Below are 21,167 nucleotides of genomic sequence, written 5' to 3' on the forward strand. Positions count from 1 at the left end.
ATAATTAGTTTTTAGCTTCAGCTAACATCTTCTTACCAGTCTCAATTGCTTCTTCAATTGTTCCTTTTAAGTTAAATGCAGCTTCTGGATATTCATCAACTTCTCCGTCCATAATCATGTTAAATCCTTTGATGGTATCTTCGATAGGTACCATAACCCCAGGAATTCCAGTAAACTGCTCTGCTACGTGGAAAGGCTGAGAAAGGAAACGCTGAACTCTACGTGCACGGTGAACCACTTTCTTATCTTCTTCAGAAAGCTCATCCATACCAAGGATAGCGATGATATCTTGTAATTCTTTATAACGCTGTAGAATCTCTTTAACACGCTGTGCACAAGCATAGTGCTCTTTACCAACGATTTCTTCAGAAAGAATTCTAGAAGTAGAATCTAGAGGATCTACCGCTGGGTAAATACCAAGCTCAGCAATTTTTCTTGAAAGTACCGTAGTGGCATCAAGGTGAGCAAAGGTAGTTGCAGGAGCTGGGTCAGTAAGGTCATCCGCAGGTACATAAACTGCCTGTACCGAGGTAATAGAACCTTTCTTAGTAGAAGTAATACGCTCTTGCATTGCTCCCATTTCGGTAGCAAGTGTTGGCTGGTATCCTACCGCAGATGGCATACGTCCAAGAAGTGCAGACACCTCTGAACCAGCCTGAGTAAAACGGAAGATGTTATCGATAAAGAATAGGATATCCTTACCACCAGCAGAGTCAGACTCTTCGCCAGCACCATCACGGAAGTACTCCGCCATGGTAAGACCAGAAAGAGCTACACGAGCACGTGCTCCAGGAGGCTCATTCATCTGACCGAAGATAAAGGTAGCTTTAGATTCCTTAAGCTTCTCTCCATCAACTTTACTAAGATCCCAACCACCTTCTTCCATAGAATGAAGGAAGTCGTCTCCATAAGTTACAATTCCAGACTCAATCATCTCGCGAAGTAGATCGTTACCCTCACGAGTACGCTCACCTACACCAGCGAATACAGAGTATCCGTCGTAACCTTTTGCAATATTGTTAATCAACTCCTGGATAAGTACAGTTTTACCTACACCTGCACCTCCAAATAAACCAATCTTTCCTCCTTTTGCGTAAGGCTCAATCAAATCGATAACCTTAATACCCGTAAAAAGAATCTCGGTAGAAGTTGATAGTTCTTCAAACTTAGGAGCTTCGCGGTGAATAGGATAGGTTTCTTTTTTCTCAACCTTTCCAATACCATCAATGCTCTCACCTACTACATTGAAAAGACGGCCTTTAATGCTGTCTCCGATAGGCATAGAGATGGGCGCTCCAGTAGAAACTACCACACCTCCGCGGTTTAAACCTTCGGTAGCGTCCATCGAAATGGTTCTTACCGTATCTTCTCCAATATGCTGCTGAACCTCAAGTACAACAACTGATCCATCATTTTTTGTGGTTTCTAATGCATCGTAAATGTTTGGTAATATAACCTCTTCACCTTCGAAGCTTACGTCAACCACAGGACCAATAACCTGTGTAATTTTGCCTTTGATTTGAGACATTGTGAACGATTTAATGCGGAACGTATAATTCGAGCGCGAAAGTACTACAAAGCGACTTGTAAACAAAACCTCAGGACAAAATATGCTGATTATTAACTAAAAAAGCATTGTTTTACTCCATTTAAAACTGGTTATTTGCTCTGAATTTCATGAAAATTTACAGAGATCTTTCCGAAACCAAAGGCATAAAAAATCCAGTTATCACAACTGGAACCTTCGATGGTGTGCACGTTGGCCACCAGAAAATTTTAACGCAACTCATCCACGAAGCTAAAAAAATTGATGGCGAGTCTGTAGTGCTTACTTTTTGGCCTCACCCTAGAATGGTTGTATTCCCAGACGATCACAACCTTCAATTATTAAATACAATGGAGGAAAAGGCTCAGCTTTTAGAGTCATTTGGAATAGACCACTTTATTATTTACCCCTTTTCGAAAAAATTCTCACGCCTCTCGGCCAGAGAATATGTTAAAGACATCTTAGTAGATGGTATCGGTGTGAGCAAAATGGCCGTTGGTTACGACCACCGATTCGGAAAAAATAGAGAAGGAGATTTTAATACGCTCACAGAACTAGCTAAAGAGTACCAATTTCAGGTACAAGAAATTTCCGCAGAAGACGTAGAAAACGTTAATGTTAGCTCTACAAAAATTAGAAAAGCTCTTCTCGATGGAGATGTCTCAACCGCAAAAGCCTATCTAAACTATCACTACTTTCTAAAAGGTAGGGTGGTAAGCGGAGAAGGTATTGGGAAACAATTAGGCTTTCCGACCGCAAACATTTTGGTTGAAGACAGCTACAAACTAATCCCGAAAATTGGTGTGTATGCCGTTAAGGTTAACCTTGGAGAACAAGTGTATAAGGGTATGATGAATATTGGGGTTAGGCCCACCGTAGCAAACAATGCCCCAAAAACAATAGAGGTACACCTTCTAGATTACAACGGTGATTTGTATAACCAAGAAATAAAAGTTTCCTTTATCCAGAGACTGCGAGACGAAATTCGTTTTGAAAACGTTTCGCAACTAAAAGATCAACTTAATGAAGACAAGAAAAATTGCTTGGAGCTTTTTAGCCTTAATCCTTAGCACCTTCCCTTTTCTTGTTGATGCGCAAATAGACTATTGCAAATACAAGCGAGAAAGCGATTGCATGAGCACTCGGGCTATTAAAATTAAAGCTCGGGACTTAGATGCATACCTTTTCGACCTTGAGAACTACAACGGTAAAGCCCCCAAATATATCTTTGTTCAAGGCGATTTATCCGATAGTAAAAACGCCGATAACCTCTCGAAATACGAAATCAAAACTCTGGTTCTTCGAAAAGCACGCCTGACCAAAATCCCAGATTGGGTGTTTGATATTAAAACTTTGGAAACTTTAGATCTTGGCGATAACTACATCGATGAACTAAGCCCAGAAGTTTGTAACCTATACGAACTAAAGGAGCTTTATCTCTGGGTTAACGACCTCCATAATTTACCTTTTTGTGTAAATGAAATGGTTAACCTCAGACGAGTGGATATGACAGGTATTAAGCTTAATATCGACGATCAAAAGAATCTGACTAACAGCTTTAGAGCCGTTAATTTTATTTTTTCGGAACCCTGCCTTTGCAATTTCGGTGAAGAGGATTAGCCTCTACTGAAAGGAATTAGAGGTCTATCCAACCAATTCCCATCCTTTTTTAGCCAATATCTTTCGAAAAAAAGTAAGCAGACCACTGCAATTACCGACCCCACCAAAATATCTACCATAAAGTGCTGGGAAATATACACCCTAGAAAATCCTGTAATAGCAGCCATACAAAAGCACAAAAATTTCGCCCACTGAGGCTTGACCAAAATTGCGAGCATAAAAAATACACTAAAGGCACTCTGTGTATGTCCACTTGGAAAACTGTGATGCCCACGTAATACCACTCCCTCTACCCAATGGTAATGCTCGTAAATTTGCATCATGTTTTTAGGACGCATAATGCCCGGAAATAAGACCAATTTCCCCAACATGGTTAAAACCCCTGCACTTAAATAACCACAAGCAAAAGTTAGGGCTTTACGAGTGGACAGAACTGCACAAAAAAGGGCAACCAGAATAACAGGGATCCATTCACCCAGTTTGGTGATTCGAGGAAAAGCGTAATCGCCCCAAGTTCCATGAAATTGATTAATCCAAAATTGCCCCTCTAATTTGGGTACAGTAATCACAAATATTAAAACTGCGATGCCCACAATGCCATGGGCTAACAAAAAGCCGCTGTGCTTTAATTTATTTAAGCTCAACTTCATTATGCAACTGGCATTTTATTGATATCTCATTAATTATATTAGGATCCTGTTCTATTGCATTACCTATCACCACCAAATGCGCACCTGCGTTCCAAAATTCACTCACTTTTTCCGCAGATTTCACCCCTCCACCAACAATTAGAAATGAATCTACCTGCTGCGCTACTTCGCTTACCAAGCTACATGGAACCGTACTTTTTGCACCACTACCTGCTTCTAAGTAAATATGATCCATTCCTAAAAAGCGTCCTGTTTTTATCCGAGTAAGAATGGCGGATATATCATCGTAGCGCATGCCCTTAGAACCAGAAACTTTTTCCACTGAAGTCTCAATTCCACCGTCTAGCACCATATATCCAGTTGGATAAATGTCAATGCTTTCTATTTTATCTATCGTTTCAATGGCCTTGGATTGCTCTTGAAATAAATACTTATACCTATCTGAAGAAATCAGACTGATAAACAACAAGCCATCGAGATACTTGTTTACCTGATTCCATTTCCCAGGAAAACCTATTATAGGTTTGTCACAGCGCTGCTGAATAAATTTTGTAACCTCTTCAAAATTGTTGCATAGGTTAGAGGATGCTCCAACTAAAACTAGCGCACAAAGCGACTGATTAATAAGGTCTATTTTTTTCCCCAGTTTACTTAAATCTGTCTCTTTTTCTGGGTCTATTAGAACCGCAAAACTGGGATTTTGAATACTACTTTTTAGGCTTTTAACTCTGCCAGGCATATGCAAAAATTCTTATGTAGGGCGTATGACACATCAATGTTATCCTTCCCTTTCACCTCGCAAGAAAGGCTTTTTGTATCAATACCTGCAACATCGATTTTAATATCCTTAAAAGGCAGATTGCTTCCATAAATTTTAAACACCGCTTCCTTCACCGCCCAGAACAAATCCATCCAAGGCTGTTCTCGATACTTCTCACAAAACTCAAACTCAAATTCATTTAAAAACTTGTGAGAAATCCGGGTTACCTTTTTATCGTAATGATGGATATCCATACCCAAGGGGTTTTCCCCAAAAGCATATCCAACCAACTCTTTACAATGCGAAATGGTAATTTCATAAGGTTGATCTGGTAATTCCGGCTTTCCAGATTCTTGTTTTTGAATGATACCAGAGCTACCAAATTCTTGGGCGATAAGCCCCAAAACCGAAGCTTTCTGCTTGGTTTTCAGATCCGACTTTACTTTTTTTAACTCCTCCCTTTCCCTAGCTGCCAACCAGGTACTTAAAAATGAACCATCTGGGGAAAACCTAGAGATGTCATACAATCTAACTTGATGCCGACCTCCGTCTTCAATAAAATGGTTAATATTTTTTATCCCGGTAAACATTTGCTTTATCCATGTGTTTTGACTACCTGAAAGTAATAAACTAACTTTGCAAAAATTTATTTATCACATGAGTGCTACTAAAGTAACTGAAGCCTACAAAGTTAAAGATATCTCACTTGCTGCATGGGGCCGCAAAGAAATTCGATTAGCTGAGGCTGAAATGCCAGGTCTAATGTCTCTAAGAGAGGAGTTCGGAAAAGAGAAACCTCTTGCTGGAGCTAGAATTGCGGGATGTCTTCACATGACTATCCAAACTGCAGTATTAATTGAAACACTCGTTGAACTGGGTGCGGAGGTTACTTGGTCGAGCTGTAATATTTATTCTACTCAAGATCACGCAGCAGCTGCCATTGCAGAAGCTGGAATTCCTGTTTATGCATGGAAAGGCATGACAGAAGAAGAATTCGACTGGTGTATTGAGCAAACTTTGTTCGCCTTTAAAGACGGACAGCCACTTAACATGATTCTTGACGATGGTGGAGATTTAACCAACATGGTATTAGATCGCTACCCAGAACTAGTTGCTGGAATCCGTGGAATTTCTGAAGAAACTACTACTGGTGTTCTTAGACTTCACGATAGAGAAAAAGCAGGTACTTTACCTCTTCCTGCAATAAATATTAACGACTCAGTAACCAAGTCGAAATTTGACAACAAATACGGATGTAAAGAATCCCTTGTAGACGCGATCCGTCGTGCTACCGATGTAATGATTGCTGGAAAAGTTGCAGTTGTTGCTGGATATGGAGATGTTGGAAAAGGTTCTGCAGCTTCTTTAAGAGGTGCTGGAGCAAGAGTTCTTGTAACTGAGATCGATCCAATTTGTGCACTTCAAGCGGCAATGGACGGATACGAGGTTAAGAAAATGGATGATGCCGTTAAAGAAGCTGATATTGTTGTAACTGCTACGGGTAACAAAGACATCATCGTTGGTCGTCACTTCGAAAACATGAAGGACAAAGCTATCGTTTGTAATATCGGACACTTCGATAACGAAATTGATGTTGCTTGGTTAAAGAATAATCATGGTAATACCATGGACGAGATCAAGCCACAGGTAGACAAGTACACTATCAATGGAAAAGATATCATCCTTCTTGCTAATGGAAGATTAGTAAACCTTGGATGTGCAACGGGTCACCCATCATTTGTAATGTCCAACTCATTTACCAACCAAACCCTAGCACAAATTGAGCTATGGAAAAACGCTGGTAAGTACGAGAATAAAGTATACGTTCTTCCAAAACACCTTGATGAAAAGGTAGCTATGCTTCACCTTGCAAAAATTGGTGTTGAACTTGAAGAGCTTTCTGCAGACCAAGCTAAGTACATCGGTGTTCCAGTAAATGGACCATTTAAGAATGATGCTTACAGATACTAATATCTAATTTCAATACTTTTAAAACCTCCGAGCATTCCTCGGAGGTTTTTTGTTTTAAATAACTAAGAATCAATGTCGAATTCAGTAAGAAATTTACAACCCAAAGCACTTTGGAATCACTTTGCAGATTTAAATGCGGTTCCAAGACCGAGTAAAAAAGAAGAACGCGTAATACAGTTTATGGTTGATTTTGGCACCCAACTGGGCTTGGAAACCAAAAAAGATGCCATTGGTAACATTATCATCAAAAAGCCGGCAACAAAGGGAATGGAAGACCGTAAAACGGTAATTCTTCAATCGCATGTTGATATGGTACACCAAAAAAACAACGATACCCAATTCGACTTCGATCAGCAGGGGATAGAAATGATGGTAGATGGGGATTGGGTAAAAGCCAATGGAACCACCCTAGGTGCAGACAATGGCATTGGAGTGGCAGCAATAATGGCGCTTTTATCATCCACAGATATTGAACACCCTGCTTTAGAGGCCATGTTTACTGTAGATGAAGAAACAGGAATGACCGGTGCCAAACAGTTAGATCCTACCAACTTTTCTGGAGAAATATTACTTAATCTCGATACCGAGGACGATGATGAACTAAGTATAGGTTGCGCTGGAGGAATAGACACCAATACCAGTTACGATTATCAATCAGCCAACACCCCTGCTGGTGTTCAATCTTTTTCCATTGAGGTAAAAGGACTAATGGGTGGGCACTCAGGAATGGACATCGACAAAGGTAGAGCCAATGCCAACAAGTTGATGAACAGACTTTTAATGGACTTCTCTTTCCCCTTCTACCTTCACGAAATTAATGGAGGAGGCTTGCGAAATGCAATTCCCAGAGAATCTCTTGCCACCATTTCTATTGACCCGAAGTTAAAAGCTGATTTAGAAGCTACGGTTAAGACTAGCTTAGCAACTTTTAAAAGCGAGTTTACTCCGGTAGAAAAGAACATTCAGATTACTTTAGAGTCATGTTCCACACCGGCAAACTGTGTTGCTGAATCAGATCTAAATAAAATTTTAAACGCCATTGAAGCCGTTCATAATGGGGTGTTTAAAATGAGCCTGAATTTTGATGATCTAGTTGAAACCTCCTCGTCTTTGGCTCAGGTTATTGTAAAGGACGGTAAATTCCTTACCAAGTCACTGCAACGTAGTAGTGTTGAAAGTACCAAAAGTGCAGTAGCATCATCCATTAAGGCTTGTTTTGAGTTAATGGGTGCAACGGTGGAGCAAACTGGGGATTACCCAGGCTGGGAACCTAATCCAAACTCAGAAATTCTATCCATTATGGAGGCACTGTACAAGGAGATGTACGAGGCCAAACCAAACGTTATGGCGTGCCATGCAGGATTGGAATGTGGAATACTTGGAAAACACCTTCCCGAAGTGGATATGATTTCTTTTGGACCAAACATCAGACATGCACACTCACCAGATGAATGCTGCCAAATTAGTTCGGTACAAAAGTTCTGGTACTACTTACTGGAAACCTTAAAAAGAATACCAAAAAAATAAATGGATAAAACCCATTTAATAAAACTGGCTAACACAAAAATGCCCTTCGGTAAATACGAAGGGCGTTTTTTAATCAATTTACCCGAACATTACTTGGTTTGGTACCGAACTAAGGGCTTCCCAAAAGGGAAATTGGGTCAAATGATGGAAGAGGTTCTAGAATTAAAAATTAATGGTTTAGAGCCCCTTATAAGGACTTTAATCCAGTAGCCTACATATCTGCCCACTTTTCCATTAAAACATTTAGTTTGCTATCTAATTCCCCGTATTTGGAAAGAATTTCATCTTGTTCCTTCCCTGGCTTTACCTCGTCAAGTTTTTTCGTGAGGATACCCAGTTCGGCTTCTACCTTTTCAATCTCTTTTTCCAGCTTTACTTTTTCCCGTGAATCGCTATTTGCTTTTGGCTTTTGGTCTACTTTCGGTTTCGGCTCCTTTTTAGCTTTAACCGATTTTTCCGTCATGGAATAAGCGGTAAGATCTTCCTTCTCCTTTTCTTTTAAGAAAGCATCAATATCCCCTGGGAACTCTTTACTCTCTCCCTCTCTTAACTCTATCACCTTGTTACACCAACCCGCCAAAAATTCTCTATCGTGGGAAACAACGATTACCGTTCCTGGATAGGATCTTAAGGCATCTTTAAGGTGATCCTTAGAGGGAATGTCCAAGTGGTTAGTAGGCTCATCTAATACCAGAATATTACTGGGGTTGATTGCTAACTGTGCCAACACCAAACGCGTTCTTTCACCTCCTGATAAAACCGTCACCTTTTTGTCAACATCATCCCCAGAAAATAAGAATGATCCTAAAATGGTTCGGCACATGGTAAATTGGTCGTTTGGAGCAAACAATTCCATGTGCTCTAGTGGAGTTCTGTTTTTGGGAATTAGGTCGGGGCCATCCTGACTAAAATATTGGACCTCTGCATTATGACCCCATTTGCATTCCCCACCATCCTCCTTAAGTGCGCCACACGCTATTTTTAAGATGGTAGATTTTCCAACTCCGTTTTTTCCTACTAAGGCTACTTTATCCCCACGCTCAATTTCAAAACTGATATCGTTGAATATCGTTTTGTCTCCAAAACTTTTTGCGAGACTTTCTACTCTCAATGCAATTTTTCCTGGATCTTTAGAATACAAGAACTTACCAGCAATCGATTTCTGGTTGAAGTCGTCAACTTCAATCACGTCCATTCTATCCAGCTTCTTTTCCAAGGATTTAGCCATGGAAGCCTTTGTTGCCTTTGCTTTAAAGCGATCTATAAGTTGCTTCGTTCGCTCTATTTCTTTTTCCTGATTTCTTTGAGTAGCTAATTGCTGCTCATTTCTAATTTCTCTTTCAACAAGATATTTTGAATAGGTAAAAGGATAATCGTAAGCTTTGCCCTTAACGATTTCAATGGTTCTGGAGGTTATATTATCAAGGAATCTTCTATCGTGGCTAATTAGAATTATTGCGCCTCTAAAGTCCTTTAAATAGCGTTCTAACCACACCACAGAATTTATATCTAAGTGGTTGGTAGGCTCATCCAGCATTAATAAGTCTGGATCCTCTAATAAAATTTGAGCAAGGGAAATTCTCATTTTCCATCCACCCGAAAAGGTTGAACAAGGCTTGGAAATATCCTCATCCGTAAAGCCCAATCCCTTCAATACTTTTTCAGCCTTAGCCTCAATTTCATGGGGATTAACAGTCCCCAATTTTTCCGATAGCTCAGAAACCTTCTCAATAGCCTTGGTATATTCCGCACTTTCGTAATCAGTTAGGGTAACCAACTGGTTATTGTAGAATTCAAGTTCCTCTTCAAGGCCAGACAATTCTTCTTGAGAAGAAAGCACTTCATCTAAAACGGTTTTTTCCGACTGCCATGGTAGATGCTGAGGTAGATACCCAATTCTACAATTGCCAGCCAGGGCAATTTCCTTAGGTCTTGGAGTTCCTGCTATTTTTCCTAGTAAGGTTGTTTTACCAGACCCGTTGATTCCAGCCAGAGCAATTTTTTCCCCAGGACCTACGAAAAATGAAATATTATCGAATAGGGCTCTTTCCCCTAAATGGTATGTATAACCGTTAATTGAAAGCATATAAAATAAAAAAGCGCCCCAAAAGGGCGCTCAAAATTAATCTAATTGAAAAGAAATTTTAGTAACTCCAAAGATCGTGTTCGAAATTGAAAATCTCTTGTTTGATTTCCTCAGATTTCAACAACTGATCGTAAGGTGAAGTGTAAACAGATGCAATCGATCTGTCGTAAACGTTTTCTTCCTTAATGATGTGAGAAGAAAAATATCTTTTTCTGAAAATATCGTCGAAAGTAATTCTCTGGGTTTTGTTTCTTCTGTTAAATGCCTCGTAGTTAACCAATACGTGACGAACCTCTGGGAAATAGAACCAAGCAGTTTGCTGTGTTTTTACAGTTCCGTCCTCATCAGTGTATTTACAAATTGGCATAATACCAAGAATCTTAACCCTTAGCTCAGATCTTTGCTTATCGAAATACCAATCCTCTTTAATTCTATATCTAACAACATCTTCCGCTTCGAAATCCTGCGTTTTTGTGATGTAATTGGTTTCACCAAACTCATCGATGTCAGTTAAAGTAATTTTTCTTGAGAATAACTTAGCATCTGCAGTATCTGCTGGAATAGGAAATCTAAACTCATCAGATCCAATAAATCTAGAATCGAATGCTTGGATTAATCCTGCTTGATACGCATCGCGAAGAACATCAAATAGATTTTTTCTATCTGCAATATCATCTAACGGGTAATAAAGAGGAAGGTTAACCTTCTCAGCCACCTCAATTTCTCTCCATACTCTCTTAGACCATAAAACATCGGCCTCTCTAATTGGAGGATCTGGAAGCACTTCCTTTTGCTGGAAGTTTCTTACAGAATCAATGTCTAATTCTGGGTCGTAATCTAGGAATGTATCTTTATACATTCTTTTTTTCATCTCAGGAGTAAGAACCTGAGCTTGCGCAACTGTAGCTACCGCTACCGTAAGCAAAATTCCAATTACTCTTTTCATATTAGATTACTTTAAATGACAAGTTTGCCAATTTCTTTTCTTCACCATCAGGACCAATAGCCCAAATGTTATTAAAGGTAACGATTTGGTTTTTACGAACCTCACTTAAGGCACGCTTAACCTCACCACCAATCTTATTACCTCTTTGATCAAAGTTTACTACGTTACCTCCTTTTGTCATACTTAGAGAGAACTTAGTCACTTTAAACTGTACCCCTTCGAAAAGGAAGTCTTCTAGAATACACTTAATTTCATCTCCAGTGGTAAGTGCTACTAACGGAATAACGTTATCCGTAGGCTTCTTACCCATAAAGAACGGAGTTGGAGGTGGAATCTTTTTAATACGGAAAGTTTTTTCTCCAGCCTGCTTCATATTTCCAGAAACATTTTCAGCAGATACTATCAATTTACACTCCCTCGCATCTACAGATCCAGGAACGTTAATAAGATACTTTCCAGCACCACCTGCAGGATCAGGCTTGATCTTTACACCTGCTACATTACAAGTAACTCTCAATTTATCCGAGTCGGCACCAGGAACTGATACAGAAACTGGGTTATCGAGTCCCTTGTAGAATACATTCATTTTAGATGGATCGATTACCGCATCGGCATCAGAAACTTTAAACGTAAACTCGAATGGGTAAGGAACAGTTCTTCCACCAGAAACTTCGTAGTTAATTACACCTTTCCAAGTTTTCTCTCCGGTTGTTGTTCCCTTCATTCTGATTTTACCAACTCCATCAACCACATCAATATCCACAGGTTCTCCTTTAAATTGACGAGATTCTTGGTCGTAATCAGATCCAATTTTAATCTCTGGGAATTTAGTAGAGTCGTACGCTGCTAGAAAAACATCAGCTCTAAACGAATCTCCAACTGCGATGTAATTCGACTGTGTATTTACAACAGCCATAAGCTTGTTAAACTTAAAGGAAGCAGCATCTACAGATTGATACAGGTATGCAATCACATCCGATTCCGCCGTTCTAACATCAGCCTGCATTTTAGAAAGCATGGTTAGCGTTGCCGCAACAGTCTGGTGATAGAAAGTAAGCGATGCCCACTCCATTTTAACTCCAGACTTATCTTTACCACCTTCGAATTTGAACTCTTCTTGTAAACGCTCTACAAACTGAGGATCGTCTTTTACCATGTTGATTAATTCATCGCGGAACTTCAACATTTCGTTTTGTAGCGCCTTTGCAGAATGCTCATCCTCCTTTAATTTCTTTGCGGGATCTGGCCCTAACAAGAAAAATCCTGGAGAATCGTAATCGTCCTTCTTTTCAATGTACTCAATACCTAAAACAGTATCCCTTCCAGAAGCATTCTTTCCCATGTACTCCTGAAAATTTTCAGGGTTTTGAGTATTAGTATAAGCGATCACTTTAGCCTTCATCGTATTGATATACTGATGTAGGTCGTTGGCAAGTGTTTCTACTTTCTTAGCCTTTTGGTAATAAGGCTCTACTTTCTTTTGGTTTTCGTTGTAGGATGCTAAGAAATCCGACATCTGACCATCGATTTTATCTTGGAAACTTGAGGTACTTTTCTCAATTCCTTCATCAATGATGGCAAATGCGTCTAGGATGTCCTTAGATACGTTTAGTGCTAACAGAGCTGTTAGCACTAAGTACATCATCCCAATCATTTTCTGCCGTGGGGTTTCCTTTCCTCCAGCCATATATTATTAGAATAACTTAATTCTTAATTCTACGAATGATTCTCGACCTTATGCGTTGGTCTTGTTGTAATTCATGGCAGCAAGCATGTTACCATAAACTGTATTTAGCGAGGTTAAATTCTCAGATAATTGAGAAATATTGTCCTTGTAACGCTTAGTATCCTCAACAGAGTCTTTAAGATTTCTCACTAACTCTTCGATACCAGCAAAAGCCTCACCGGAAGATCTTAAATGATCGGTTGCACCCTGTAGTTGCAATTCGTAAGCCTCGTTAAGCTTGTTAAGGTTAGCAGTTAAGCGCTGAAGACCTTCACCAGCTTGTGAACTGTAGTCGCCAGACTCCATTAAACCAACAAGAGACTCAGATGCTTTTTGATAGTTATCGGAAAGCTCAGTAACCTTAGATGAAGCACCTTTAAGAGAGGTAACATACTCATCAGTTGCAACCGTGGCATCAGCTATTTCATTAAGCTTAGACGCTTGATTTGAAAGGGTTCTGAAACCATCGCCTAAATTTTCTAATAACTCAGGAGTAATTTTGGCTTCTTCCAACATGTGGTCTAAATCACCTAAACCAGCTGATTTCTTTCTTCTTGGCCCTAGTTCTTCTGAGTCTTCCATTTCGTTAAACTCATCATATACCAATGACCAATCGTATTCTTTTGGAATAGGTTCGAAAGCTGAGAAAACGAAGATTATCGCCTCTGTACTTAACCCCACAATAAGAAGAATCCCTGAATATGGCCAGTGCATGATTTTAAATAGTGCACCAATAATTACAACTGCGGCACCAATACCATACAGTTTGGCCATGAACTTCTTCCATCCTTTACTTCCTGGTTTCATAAATAACTTTGTTGTGTGTATTAAACGGTTGGGTAATTACTATTATTATTCTAGACCATTAACTAGTTAGCCATTCCAGCTCCAGTAACGTCTTGACCTCTTCCTAAGTAAGACATTGCAGATCTAAATCCAATGTATGACTTCGCAGAATCTTGGTACTCGTAAGCTCTAGTTCCAACTTGTAAGTAGTATGGAATATCTTTCCAAGAACCACCACGAATAACTTTTCTCTTGAATACTGGAAGCTCATTTTGCTTAGCATCATACGTATAATCTGGGTTCAACTCTCCCATATACTCGTATACCGACTCATCATAAGCAGTTACGGTCCATTCTGCAACGTTACCAGCCATGTTAAATAATCCGTAGTCGTTTGGCTCGTATGAATCCACTCTTACTGTGTAGAATCCACCATCCTCAACATAGTCACCTCTAAGTGGCTTAAAGTTAGCTAAAGGACAACCCTGACGGTTTCTTAAATAAGGACCACCCCATGGGTACTGACCTAAATCTAATCCACCTCTTGCAGCATATTCCCATTCTGCCTCTGTAGGAAGTCTGAATGAAGGCATTGCAAGATCTCCTCTACGCTTCTTACCTGTATTCATTAAGTTGGTTCTCCAAACGTTGAACGCTTTAGCCTGGCTCCAAGAAACACCTACAACAGGATAATCATCGTAAGCAGGATGCCAGAAATAGTTCTCGCTCATTGCATCGTTGTTTGAACCAACGAAATCGTGAATCCAACAAAGTGTATCTGGATATACAGAAACTAATTCCTTAACAATGTACTTTTTACGGTTGTTGTGAGAAAGCACTGGAGAAGCACCACCTTTAGAGTTAGTGAACATTTGCGTGTTGTCTCTTTCTAAACGAGTTGATGCAGAACGAAAATCTACCCAATAGTATTCGTACACCAACTGACGTGGATCGATTTGACGCTTCCCGTAGAATTGCTCATCCTCTTCGATAAACAATTGCTCTAAAACTTCTTTCTCTTCCTCACCATACCAATCGATGTCAGCTCTCCAGTTAAGAATAAACTCACCAGTCTCTTCATCCTCGGTGTAGTAATCTTCTAAACCTTCCTCTGCCAATAGGTAAAGTGCAACAGAATCTCTCACGTAGTAAACAAACTGACGGTATTCTGTGTTAGAGATTTCAGTATCATCAATGTAAAAAGATGAAACTGATACTGTTCTTGGTCGGGTGGTGTGCGTATAAGCAAGATCATTGTCGTTGTTACCCATGGTAAACGACCCCATGTGGATATACTGCATACCATATGGTGTTGTTGGAGTGTACCCATCGAAACGGCTTACACCAACTAACTCATAATTTCCTCCACTCGAACATGAAAATGCGGTAACTGCAATTAATGCAATCGCCGCGAAACGAATCCACTGCTTCATAATAAACACGCTTAGGTTGCGAAATAACTCTTATTTTCTCAATTCTGAATTAACAAATTTAAAAATTATAGGAATCTCACGTTTTTATATCGATTGATTACTGTTGGTCTATCGATAAAATGACTGTATTTCACCGAAATTTCATGACTACCATTAGAAACGTTAGAAATGGTAGTTGTAGTATAGTCGTAACTATAGGTAACTCTAAATCTACCCAAAGAGTTATACCATTGATACCCCGCTACAGGAGCAATAGCATCAAAAGACCGATAACTCGCACCAATAAAGAATTTCTCCTTATACAAGGCCAATAAACTCAAATCCACCACATAAGCGGAAATACTATTTAAATCAGACTTAAACATTAAGCTTGGATGCAAGGTTATCTCCTGACTACCAGGTAATTGATAATCTAATCCAGCTTGGATTTGCACATTTCTACTCCCTAACTTCGAAATTTCTTCAAATCGGGGAGCCAGAATATTTGCAAAGGATAAACCCACAAAATATTGCGGAGCTCTAAACAAAAACCCAAAGCTTAAATCAAACCGAGTTGATGCGTTAGCAATACCGTTTAAAACGGGATCGAGCTCTGGGTTATCTATAGCATTTAACTGATTTCCAAAGGAATATGAATAAACTGCTGGGGCAATTCCAAATCTAAAAGTATTTAGACCCATCCTCTTTTCCCCTGCAACACTGAAATTTGCATTAACTGAGGTGTAAGCTCCAATCTTTTCGTAGTTAATGTTAACGCCAGCACCAAGGTTGAGTGGCAATACTTTTGTGCTGAAATTCAGTGTATTGGACTGAGGAGCACCGTCTAAACCAACCCATTGTTGTCGAGAAATAAAAGAAACATCAGTTTGATAATCTCGACCTGCAAATGCCGGATTATAGAAAAGGTAGTTATTAAAATATTGCGTGTATTGTGTTAGTTGCTGCCCAAAGACATTGGGTGTAATCCAAAAAAATCCTAAGATCAATATTGGAAGCCTAAAACTTGTAAGTATTTTCAAATTCGACGAGTTTATCAACACCAGCATCTTAATAACGCAAGTATAAAGGTAAGGTATTAATTGTCTTTAAATAAAGATACCCACCAAGATTCTGGTATTCGATTGTTCTTTGCCGCCTCAAAATCTTCTTTTCCACAGGGTATCATATCCAACCTCGATCGCATGGAATTTTCATTCCCGCGAGATGGAGCTTCGAACCACCATCTTCCAGAGTGAAGTGATTTATAGAAAATAATCTCCCGACTAAATTCATCCATGAATACTGAGTACTTTCTAAATCTCCCGTCTTCCACATTGGGCAACTCCACCTTTCTTTGAGATAATCCCTCTAGAAAACACCAAATTACCTCAGATACCAATTTCGCTCCCGTATTACTCATAAACTGATTCGGGAAAGTGAAATCGAAAAGACCAAACACCTTTACGTAATCACTAAAGCCAGCATATCGTGCCATTTGACAAAACTCCTCGGTATAAAACCCATTGGGATTTGCCTCAATTCCGCATTGCGACTCCCCATACTTTAAAGCGGAAAAATCGAAGAAAACCAAATCTGCCAACCTGAAAACCGGTTCAGAGCTCGCAATGTTCCCCCGCAATTTTCCTAGGCGAGAAGCATCGTAATTTACCGACTTAAAAAATTTAAGAACCTCCTGGTTTTGAAGATAATTCTGAAGTCCTAAATGTAAATACTGATAAATGAACCCCGGACTATCTGCAAAGAACTTATACAAGTAGTTTTTGTGGCTTATTTCATCCTGGTTTGGATCAAAATCTATTCTGTAATCCACCGAGACAGCAGCATACAATTGCTCGAACTTTTCTTGTGCTTTAAGCAGCGGTAAGGCTAAATCGCCACTACCTCCAAGAACAATAAGTACAGCATTTCTCTTCCCTACCTCTACCGATATTTGCTCCAGAGCAAAGTAAGTATCCTGCAAAGAAGCGCCTGGATTTATATTACCTAAATCACAGATTTTAGATTTAAAAAATTGTGGAAACAGATGATACAGACGCTCGCGAATCTGATCGGGTTCTCCATTACTATTTAAACCCGCCCCACGGTACTCTGGTACTCCAACAATATATACAGAATGGGAAGTTTCATTTTGATTGAAACCAATTAATTCTGCACCTATACTACCTGGGACGCAATGCTCCCTCGAAATTTTACTTGGAACAAGAAATTCGGAAGGAAGACTCATTTTTTCTTCTTGGTTTTAGTCTTCTTCGCCGGTGCTTCATTAATAATTTGCTCGCACTGTGCTCTATCTAATTCTTCAGGTTCAAATCCTTTTGGGATTTTAAAATTCTTTCTACCCACAGCAATGTAAGGTCCGTATCTTCCTTTCAAGACCTTTATCACAGGCTTACCATCAAAAATGTTAATGGTTTTTTCCTTGTCTGCTTTAACTTTTTCCTGAATTAGCTCAACAGCTTGGTCGTAATCTACTTCCATAGGATCCAATCCAGAAGCCTTTAAACTTGCAAAAGTGCTTCCCCATTGAACATAGGGTCCAAAACGACCAATATTAGCTTGAACTTTTTTACCTTCTAACTCTCCTAAAACTCTAGGTAATTTAAACAACTCTAATGCATCTTCTAAGGTAATAGTAGCAATAGACTGGTCTGATCTTAAAGAGGCAAACTGCGGCTTATCCTCTTCCTCATCCGTTTTTCCTAACTGCACCATGGGGCCATAACGACCGATGCGCGCTATTACTTCCTTACCGGTTTTTGGATCTTCACCCAAATGACGCTCTCCAGTTGCCCTTTCAGAGTGCTCCAGAGTATTCTCAACCGTTTCATGAAAAGGTCCGTAGAACTTTTCTATCATTTTTTTCCATTGGATTTCACCAGAGGCTATTCTATCAAACTGATCTTCGACCTCTGCAGTAAATCCATAGTCCAATATCCCCTCGAAGTTTTCTACCAAGAAATCATTTACAACCATTCCTATATCGGTGGGAAATAATTTTCCTTTTTCCGCACCAGTAATTTCCGTTTTTTGACTTCTAGCCACTTCTTTACCGGCTAATTCCAACTGAATATAAGATCGCTCTTTCCCAGGTCTTTCCTCTTTTACTACATAACCTCTTTTTTGAACGGTTGAAATGGTTGGAGCATAGGTGGATGGTCTTCCTATCCCTTGTTCCTCTAATTTCTTAACCAAACGAGCTTCAGAATATCTTGGAGGATGATGCGTAAATCGCTGCGTTCCTGTAATTACATCGTATGCAATACTCTCCCCAATTGTCATCGATGGTAATATCCCAGCCTCTTCCGCCGGCTCATCGTCAGTAGATTCTATATATACCTTTAAAAATCCATCGAACTTTATTACTTCTCCCTTCGCTCTAAAATCGTAATTAATCGCGTTATTCTCTAGGAGAACTGTAGTGCGCTCAATCTCGGCATCGCTCATTTGACTGGCAATAGCACGCTTCCAAATTAGCTCATACAATCGTTGTGCTTGATTGTCTCCTGAAATTTCAGCTCGAGTAAAATCGGTTGGACGAATGGCTTCGTGCGCCTCTTGCGCCCCCTTCGATTTACTGGTATATTGGCGTTGCTTATGATATTTATTTCCGAACTCAGAAGTAATCGCATCCCGGGCTCCATTAAGAGCGGTTTCCGATAAATTCACAGAATCCGTTCTCATATAAGTAATATATCCAGCTTCATACAGCTTTTGTGCTACTCCCATGGTCTGGGAAACAGAAAAGGATAGCTTTCTAGAAGCCTCCTGCTGAAGCGTAGATGTTGTAAATGGCGGAGCAGGTGTTTTCTTTCCCGGTTTAACCTGAAGGTCTTTTACCGAAAAATGATCTCCTTTAACTGCTTCAAGAATTTCTTTTACCTCCGCTTCGGAGTTAAGCTTATCGGAAATTTCAGCCTTAAATAGCTCCCCTTTCGTATTCTTAAATTTCCCGTTTACCTTAAAATAAGTTTCAGGCTTAAAATCGAGAATTTCTCTTTCTCGTTCCACTATAAGTCGCACAGCAACCGATTGCACCCTACCTGCAGATAGCGCTGGTTTTACTTTTTTCCAAAGAACGGGCGACAGTTCAAATCCAACCAAACGGTCTAAAACCCTACGCGCCTGTTGCGCATCTACCAAATTGTTATTTATGGTTCTTGGGTTTTCTAAAGATCTTAAAACTGCAGGCTTAGTAATTTCATTAAAAGTTATCCTTTTGGTTTTATCTGGATTCAATTTCAAAGCTTCCGCTAGGTGCCAACTAATAGCCTCCCCTTCGCGGTCCTCATCCGTTGCAAGCCATACCATTTCGGCATCCTTCGCTAACTTTTTAAGTTCGGTTACTAGCTTTTTTTTATCCGGATCTATAACGTAAACCGGCTCAAAACCATCCTCGATTTTTACCCCAGTTTCTTTCTTCTCTAAATCTCTAATATGTCCGTAGCTCGACTTAACCACGAAATCTTTTCCAAGATATTTTTCAATGGTTCCCGCCTTTGCTGGTGACTCGACAATCAATAAGTTTTTGGCCATACTGGCTTCTTTAATTTTCCACAAAAAAACAGAATTATAATGAATACTGTTCCTTAAGCTCATTTATACGACTGAAAAGTGAAAATAGTTTCTGTGATAATAAGTGTCAAAATGTCAGTCAAATCATCTTTAAATAGTACCTTTGCTGTAAATTATTAGTGCGATGACGGGGAAGGAAAAGTTGTTAGCAGAGGAGTTACAAGGATCGCCCACGGTGATAGACACCAAAACGGGTAGCAAAAAATTATTTTTAGAAAGTTACGGTTGTGCAATGAATTTTTCGGATAGCGAAATTGTTGCCAGCATTCTTGCTGAAAATGGCTACCAAACTGTTGACCAAATAGACGATGCAGATTTAATTTTAGTAAATACCTGCTCTATTAGAGATAAGGCAGAACAAACGGTTAGAAATCGTTTGAATCACTTTAAAGGATTAAAGCGCAAAAACCAACACCTTAAAGTTGGTGTTCTCGGTTGTATGGCCGAACGCTTGAAATCTCAATTACTAGAAGAGGAAAAATTGGTGGATTTGGTTGTTGGACCTGACGCCTACAGAGATATACCAAAATTATTAGACGAGGTTGAAGAAGGTCAAAAAGCAGTTAATGTTCTTTTAAGTAGAGAAGAAACCTACGCCGATATCAACCCGGTTAAATTAAACACCAACGGAATTACCGCTTTCATTTCTATCATGAGAGGCTGTGACAACATGTGCACCTTTTGTGTAGTTCCCTTTACCAGAGGTAGAGAGCGAAGTAGAGATCCAAAATCTATTGTTGAAGAAGCAAGACAACTTGCTGAACAAGGCTACAAAGAAGTAACCTTACTTGGTCAAAATGTAGATTCATACCGTTGGAATATCACCAAAAAGGGGGAGGTAATAAACCCAGACGAAGAAGTAGTAAACTTTGCCAACCTTATGGAAATGGTGGCACAAGTATCTCCAGATTTAAGGGTTCGTTTTTCTACCTCACATCCAAAAGACATGACCGACGAAGTCCTGCAGGTGATGGCGAAATACGAAAACATCTGCAACTACATTCACCTACCCGTACAATCAGGTAATTCTGAGGTTTTAAAGAAAATGAACCGCGGATATACCAGAGAATGGTACATGGATAGAATTGCCGCTATTAATAAGTACATACCCGATTGTGCAATTAGCACAGATATTATTACTGGTTTCTGTGGAGAAACTGAAGAGCAGCACCAAGAAACCTTGAGTTTAATGGAGCAGGTAAAGTATGACTTTGCTTATATGTATAAGTACTCCGAAAGGCCAAAAACCCTAGCTGAAAGAAAATACGAGGACGATGTTCCAGAGGAAGTAAAAAGCAGAAGACTTACGGAAATTGTAGACCTACAAATGAAACACTCTTTGGAGCGCAATAAAAAAATGGTTGGTAAGGACTACAAAATCCTAATCGAAGGAGTTTCCAAGAAAAATAAAGACGAACTTTTCGGAAGAACTAGCCAAAACACGGTTGTTGTATTCCCAAAAAAGGATGCCGTTCCTGGCACCTATGTTAATGTTCACGTACACGATTGTACTGCGGCAACTTTAAAAGGAGAGTTGATTTAAA

18 protein-coding genes are annotated in these 21,167 nt (G+C 39.6%); 6 read left to right on the forward strand and 12 right to left on the reverse strand.

Annotated elements, in window-relative coordinates; translation table 11 throughout:
* Positions 1-4: 4 nt before the first annotated feature.
* Positions 5-1,528, reverse strand: a complete 1,524-nt coding sequence (gene atpD, locus FRX97_RS06410; RefSeq protein ID WP_147014363.1) for a F0F1 ATP synthase subunit beta — start codon at positions 1,526-1,528, stop codon at positions 5-7.
* Positions 1,529-1,677: 149 nt separating this feature from the next.
* Between atpD and FRX97_RS06415 the strand changes: the two genes are divergently transcribed.
* A complete protein-coding gene (locus FRX97_RS06415; RefSeq protein WP_147014364.1) occupies positions 1,678-2,616 on the forward strand; it encodes a bifunctional riboflavin kinase/FAD synthetase in 939 nt (312 codons plus the stop codon).
* Entirely contained in the window at positions 2,570-3,166 is a 597-nt protein-coding gene (locus tag FRX97_RS06420) for a leucine-rich repeat domain-containing protein (protein ID WP_147014365.1), read from the forward strand. Before FRX97_RS06415 ends, FRX97_RS06420 begins: the two co-directional genes overlap by 47 nt.
* Here FRX97_RS06420 and FRX97_RS06425 read toward each other — a convergent pair.
* From FRX97_RS06425 to FRX97_RS06435, 3 genes are read right to left on the reverse strand one after another with little or no spacing between them, the layout of a single operon-like run.
* On the reverse strand, positions 3,163-3,816 hold the full coding sequence (locus FRX97_RS06425; RefSeq protein ID WP_147014366.1) for a phosphatase PAP2 family protein: 654 nt from the start codon (positions 3,814-3,816) through the stop codon (positions 3,163-3,165). The genes FRX97_RS06420 and FRX97_RS06425 overlap by 4 nt on opposite strands.
* A complete protein-coding gene (locus FRX97_RS06430; protein WP_147014367.1) occupies positions 3,797-4,555 on the reverse strand; it encodes a geranylgeranylglyceryl/heptaprenylglyceryl phosphate synthase in 759 nt (252 codons plus the stop codon). Before FRX97_RS06430 ends, FRX97_RS06425 begins: the two co-directional genes overlap by 20 nt.
* Positions 4,531-5,166: a 4'-phosphopantetheinyl transferase family protein gene (locus FRX97_RS06435; protein ID WP_147014368.1), complete on the reverse strand. Its 636-nt coding sequence runs from the start codon at positions 5,164-5,166 to the stop codon at positions 4,531-4,533. Before FRX97_RS06435 ends, FRX97_RS06430 begins: the two co-directional genes overlap by 25 nt.
* 67 nt (positions 5,167-5,233) lie before the next feature.
* Here FRX97_RS06435 and ahcY point away from each other — a divergent pair, with 67 nt between their 5' ends.
* From ahcY to FRX97_RS06450, 3 genes are all read left to right on the forward strand, one after another.
* A complete protein-coding gene (gene ahcY / locus FRX97_RS06440; RefSeq protein ID WP_147014369.1) occupies positions 5,234-6,547 on the forward strand; it encodes an adenosylhomocysteinase in 1,314 nt (437 codons plus the stop codon).
* Positions 6,548-6,619: 72 nt separating this feature from the next.
* Positions 6,620-8,074 carry an aminoacyl-histidine dipeptidase gene (locus FRX97_RS06445; RefSeq protein WP_147014370.1) on the forward strand — a complete coding sequence of 485 codons (1,455 nt, stop codon included), beginning with the start codon at positions 6,620-6,622 and terminating at the stop codon, positions 8,072-8,074.
* A complete protein-coding gene (locus tag FRX97_RS06450) occupies positions 8,075-8,284 on the forward strand; it encodes a DUF3820 family protein (protein ID WP_147014371.1) in 210 nt (69 codons plus the stop codon). It begins immediately after the preceding gene.
* 1 nt (position 8,285) lies between these two features.
* Here the strand turns inward: FRX97_RS06450 and FRX97_RS06455 are convergent, their stop codons facing one another.
* The 8 genes from FRX97_RS06455 to topA all read right to left on the reverse strand — a co-directional run bounded on the left by FRX97_RS06455 (position 8,286) and on the right by topA (position 19,584).
* Positions 8,286-10,160 carry an ABC-F family ATP-binding cassette domain-containing protein gene (locus tag FRX97_RS06455; RefSeq protein WP_147014372.1) on the reverse strand — a complete coding sequence of 625 codons (1,875 nt, stop codon included), beginning with the start codon at positions 10,158-10,160 and terminating at the stop codon, positions 8,286-8,288.
* 58 nt (positions 10,161-10,218) lie between these two features.
* Positions 10,219-11,106 (reverse strand): type IX secretion system ring subunit PorN/GldN, encoded by an 888-nt coding sequence (gene porN / locus FRX97_RS06460; protein ID WP_147014373.1) that lies wholly within the window; start codon positions 11,104-11,106, stop codon positions 10,219-10,221.
* A gap of 1 nt (position 11,107) precedes the next feature.
* Positions 11,108-12,793 (reverse strand): type IX secretion system motor protein PorM/GldM, encoded by a 1,686-nt coding sequence (gene porM, locus FRX97_RS06465; protein WP_147014374.1) that lies wholly within the window; start codon positions 12,791-12,793, stop codon positions 11,108-11,110.
* Between the two features lie 48 nt (positions 12,794-12,841).
* Positions 12,842-13,639: a type IX secretion system motor protein PorL/GldL gene (gene porL, locus FRX97_RS06470; protein WP_147014375.1), complete on the reverse strand. Its 798-nt coding sequence runs from the start codon at positions 13,637-13,639 to the stop codon at positions 12,842-12,844.
* Between the two features lie 62 nt (positions 13,640-13,701).
* A complete protein-coding gene (porK, locus tag FRX97_RS06475) occupies positions 13,702-15,051 on the reverse strand; it encodes a T9SS ring complex lipoprotein PorK/GldK (RefSeq protein ID WP_147014376.1) in 1,350 nt (449 codons plus the stop codon).
* A 65-nt stretch (positions 15,052-15,116) separates the two neighbouring features.
* The gene (locus FRX97_RS06480; RefSeq protein WP_170227053.1) at positions 15,117-16,070 is read right to left on the reverse strand and encodes a PorP/SprF family type IX secretion system membrane protein; all 954 of its coding nucleotides are present in this window, start codon (positions 16,068-16,070) and stop codon (positions 15,117-15,119) included.
* A gap of 56 nt (positions 16,071-16,126) precedes the next feature.
* On the reverse strand, positions 16,127-17,275 hold the full coding sequence (locus FRX97_RS06485; protein ID WP_147014378.1) for an arginase family protein: 1,149 nt from the start codon (positions 17,273-17,275) through the stop codon (positions 16,127-16,129).
* Positions 17,272-19,584, reverse strand: a complete 2,313-nt coding sequence (topA, locus tag FRX97_RS06490) for a type I DNA topoisomerase (RefSeq protein ID WP_147014379.1) — start codon at positions 19,582-19,584, stop codon at positions 17,272-17,274. The genes FRX97_RS06485 and topA overlap by 4 nt, the downstream gene beginning before the upstream one ends.
* Positions 19,585-19,747: 163 nt before the next feature.
* Between topA and miaB the strand changes: the two genes are divergently transcribed.
* Positions 19,748-21,166, forward strand: a complete 1,419-nt coding sequence (miaB, locus tag FRX97_RS06495; RefSeq protein WP_147014380.1) for a tRNA (N6-isopentenyl adenosine(37)-C2)-methylthiotransferase MiaB — start codon at positions 19,748-19,750, stop codon at positions 21,164-21,166.
* Position 21,167: the final 1 nt, after the last annotated feature.

This window comes from Luteibaculum oceani (genome assembly GCF_007995015.1).
GTDB lineage: Bacteria > Bacteroidota > Bacteroidia > Flavobacteriales_D > Luteibaculaceae > Luteibaculum > Luteibaculum oceani.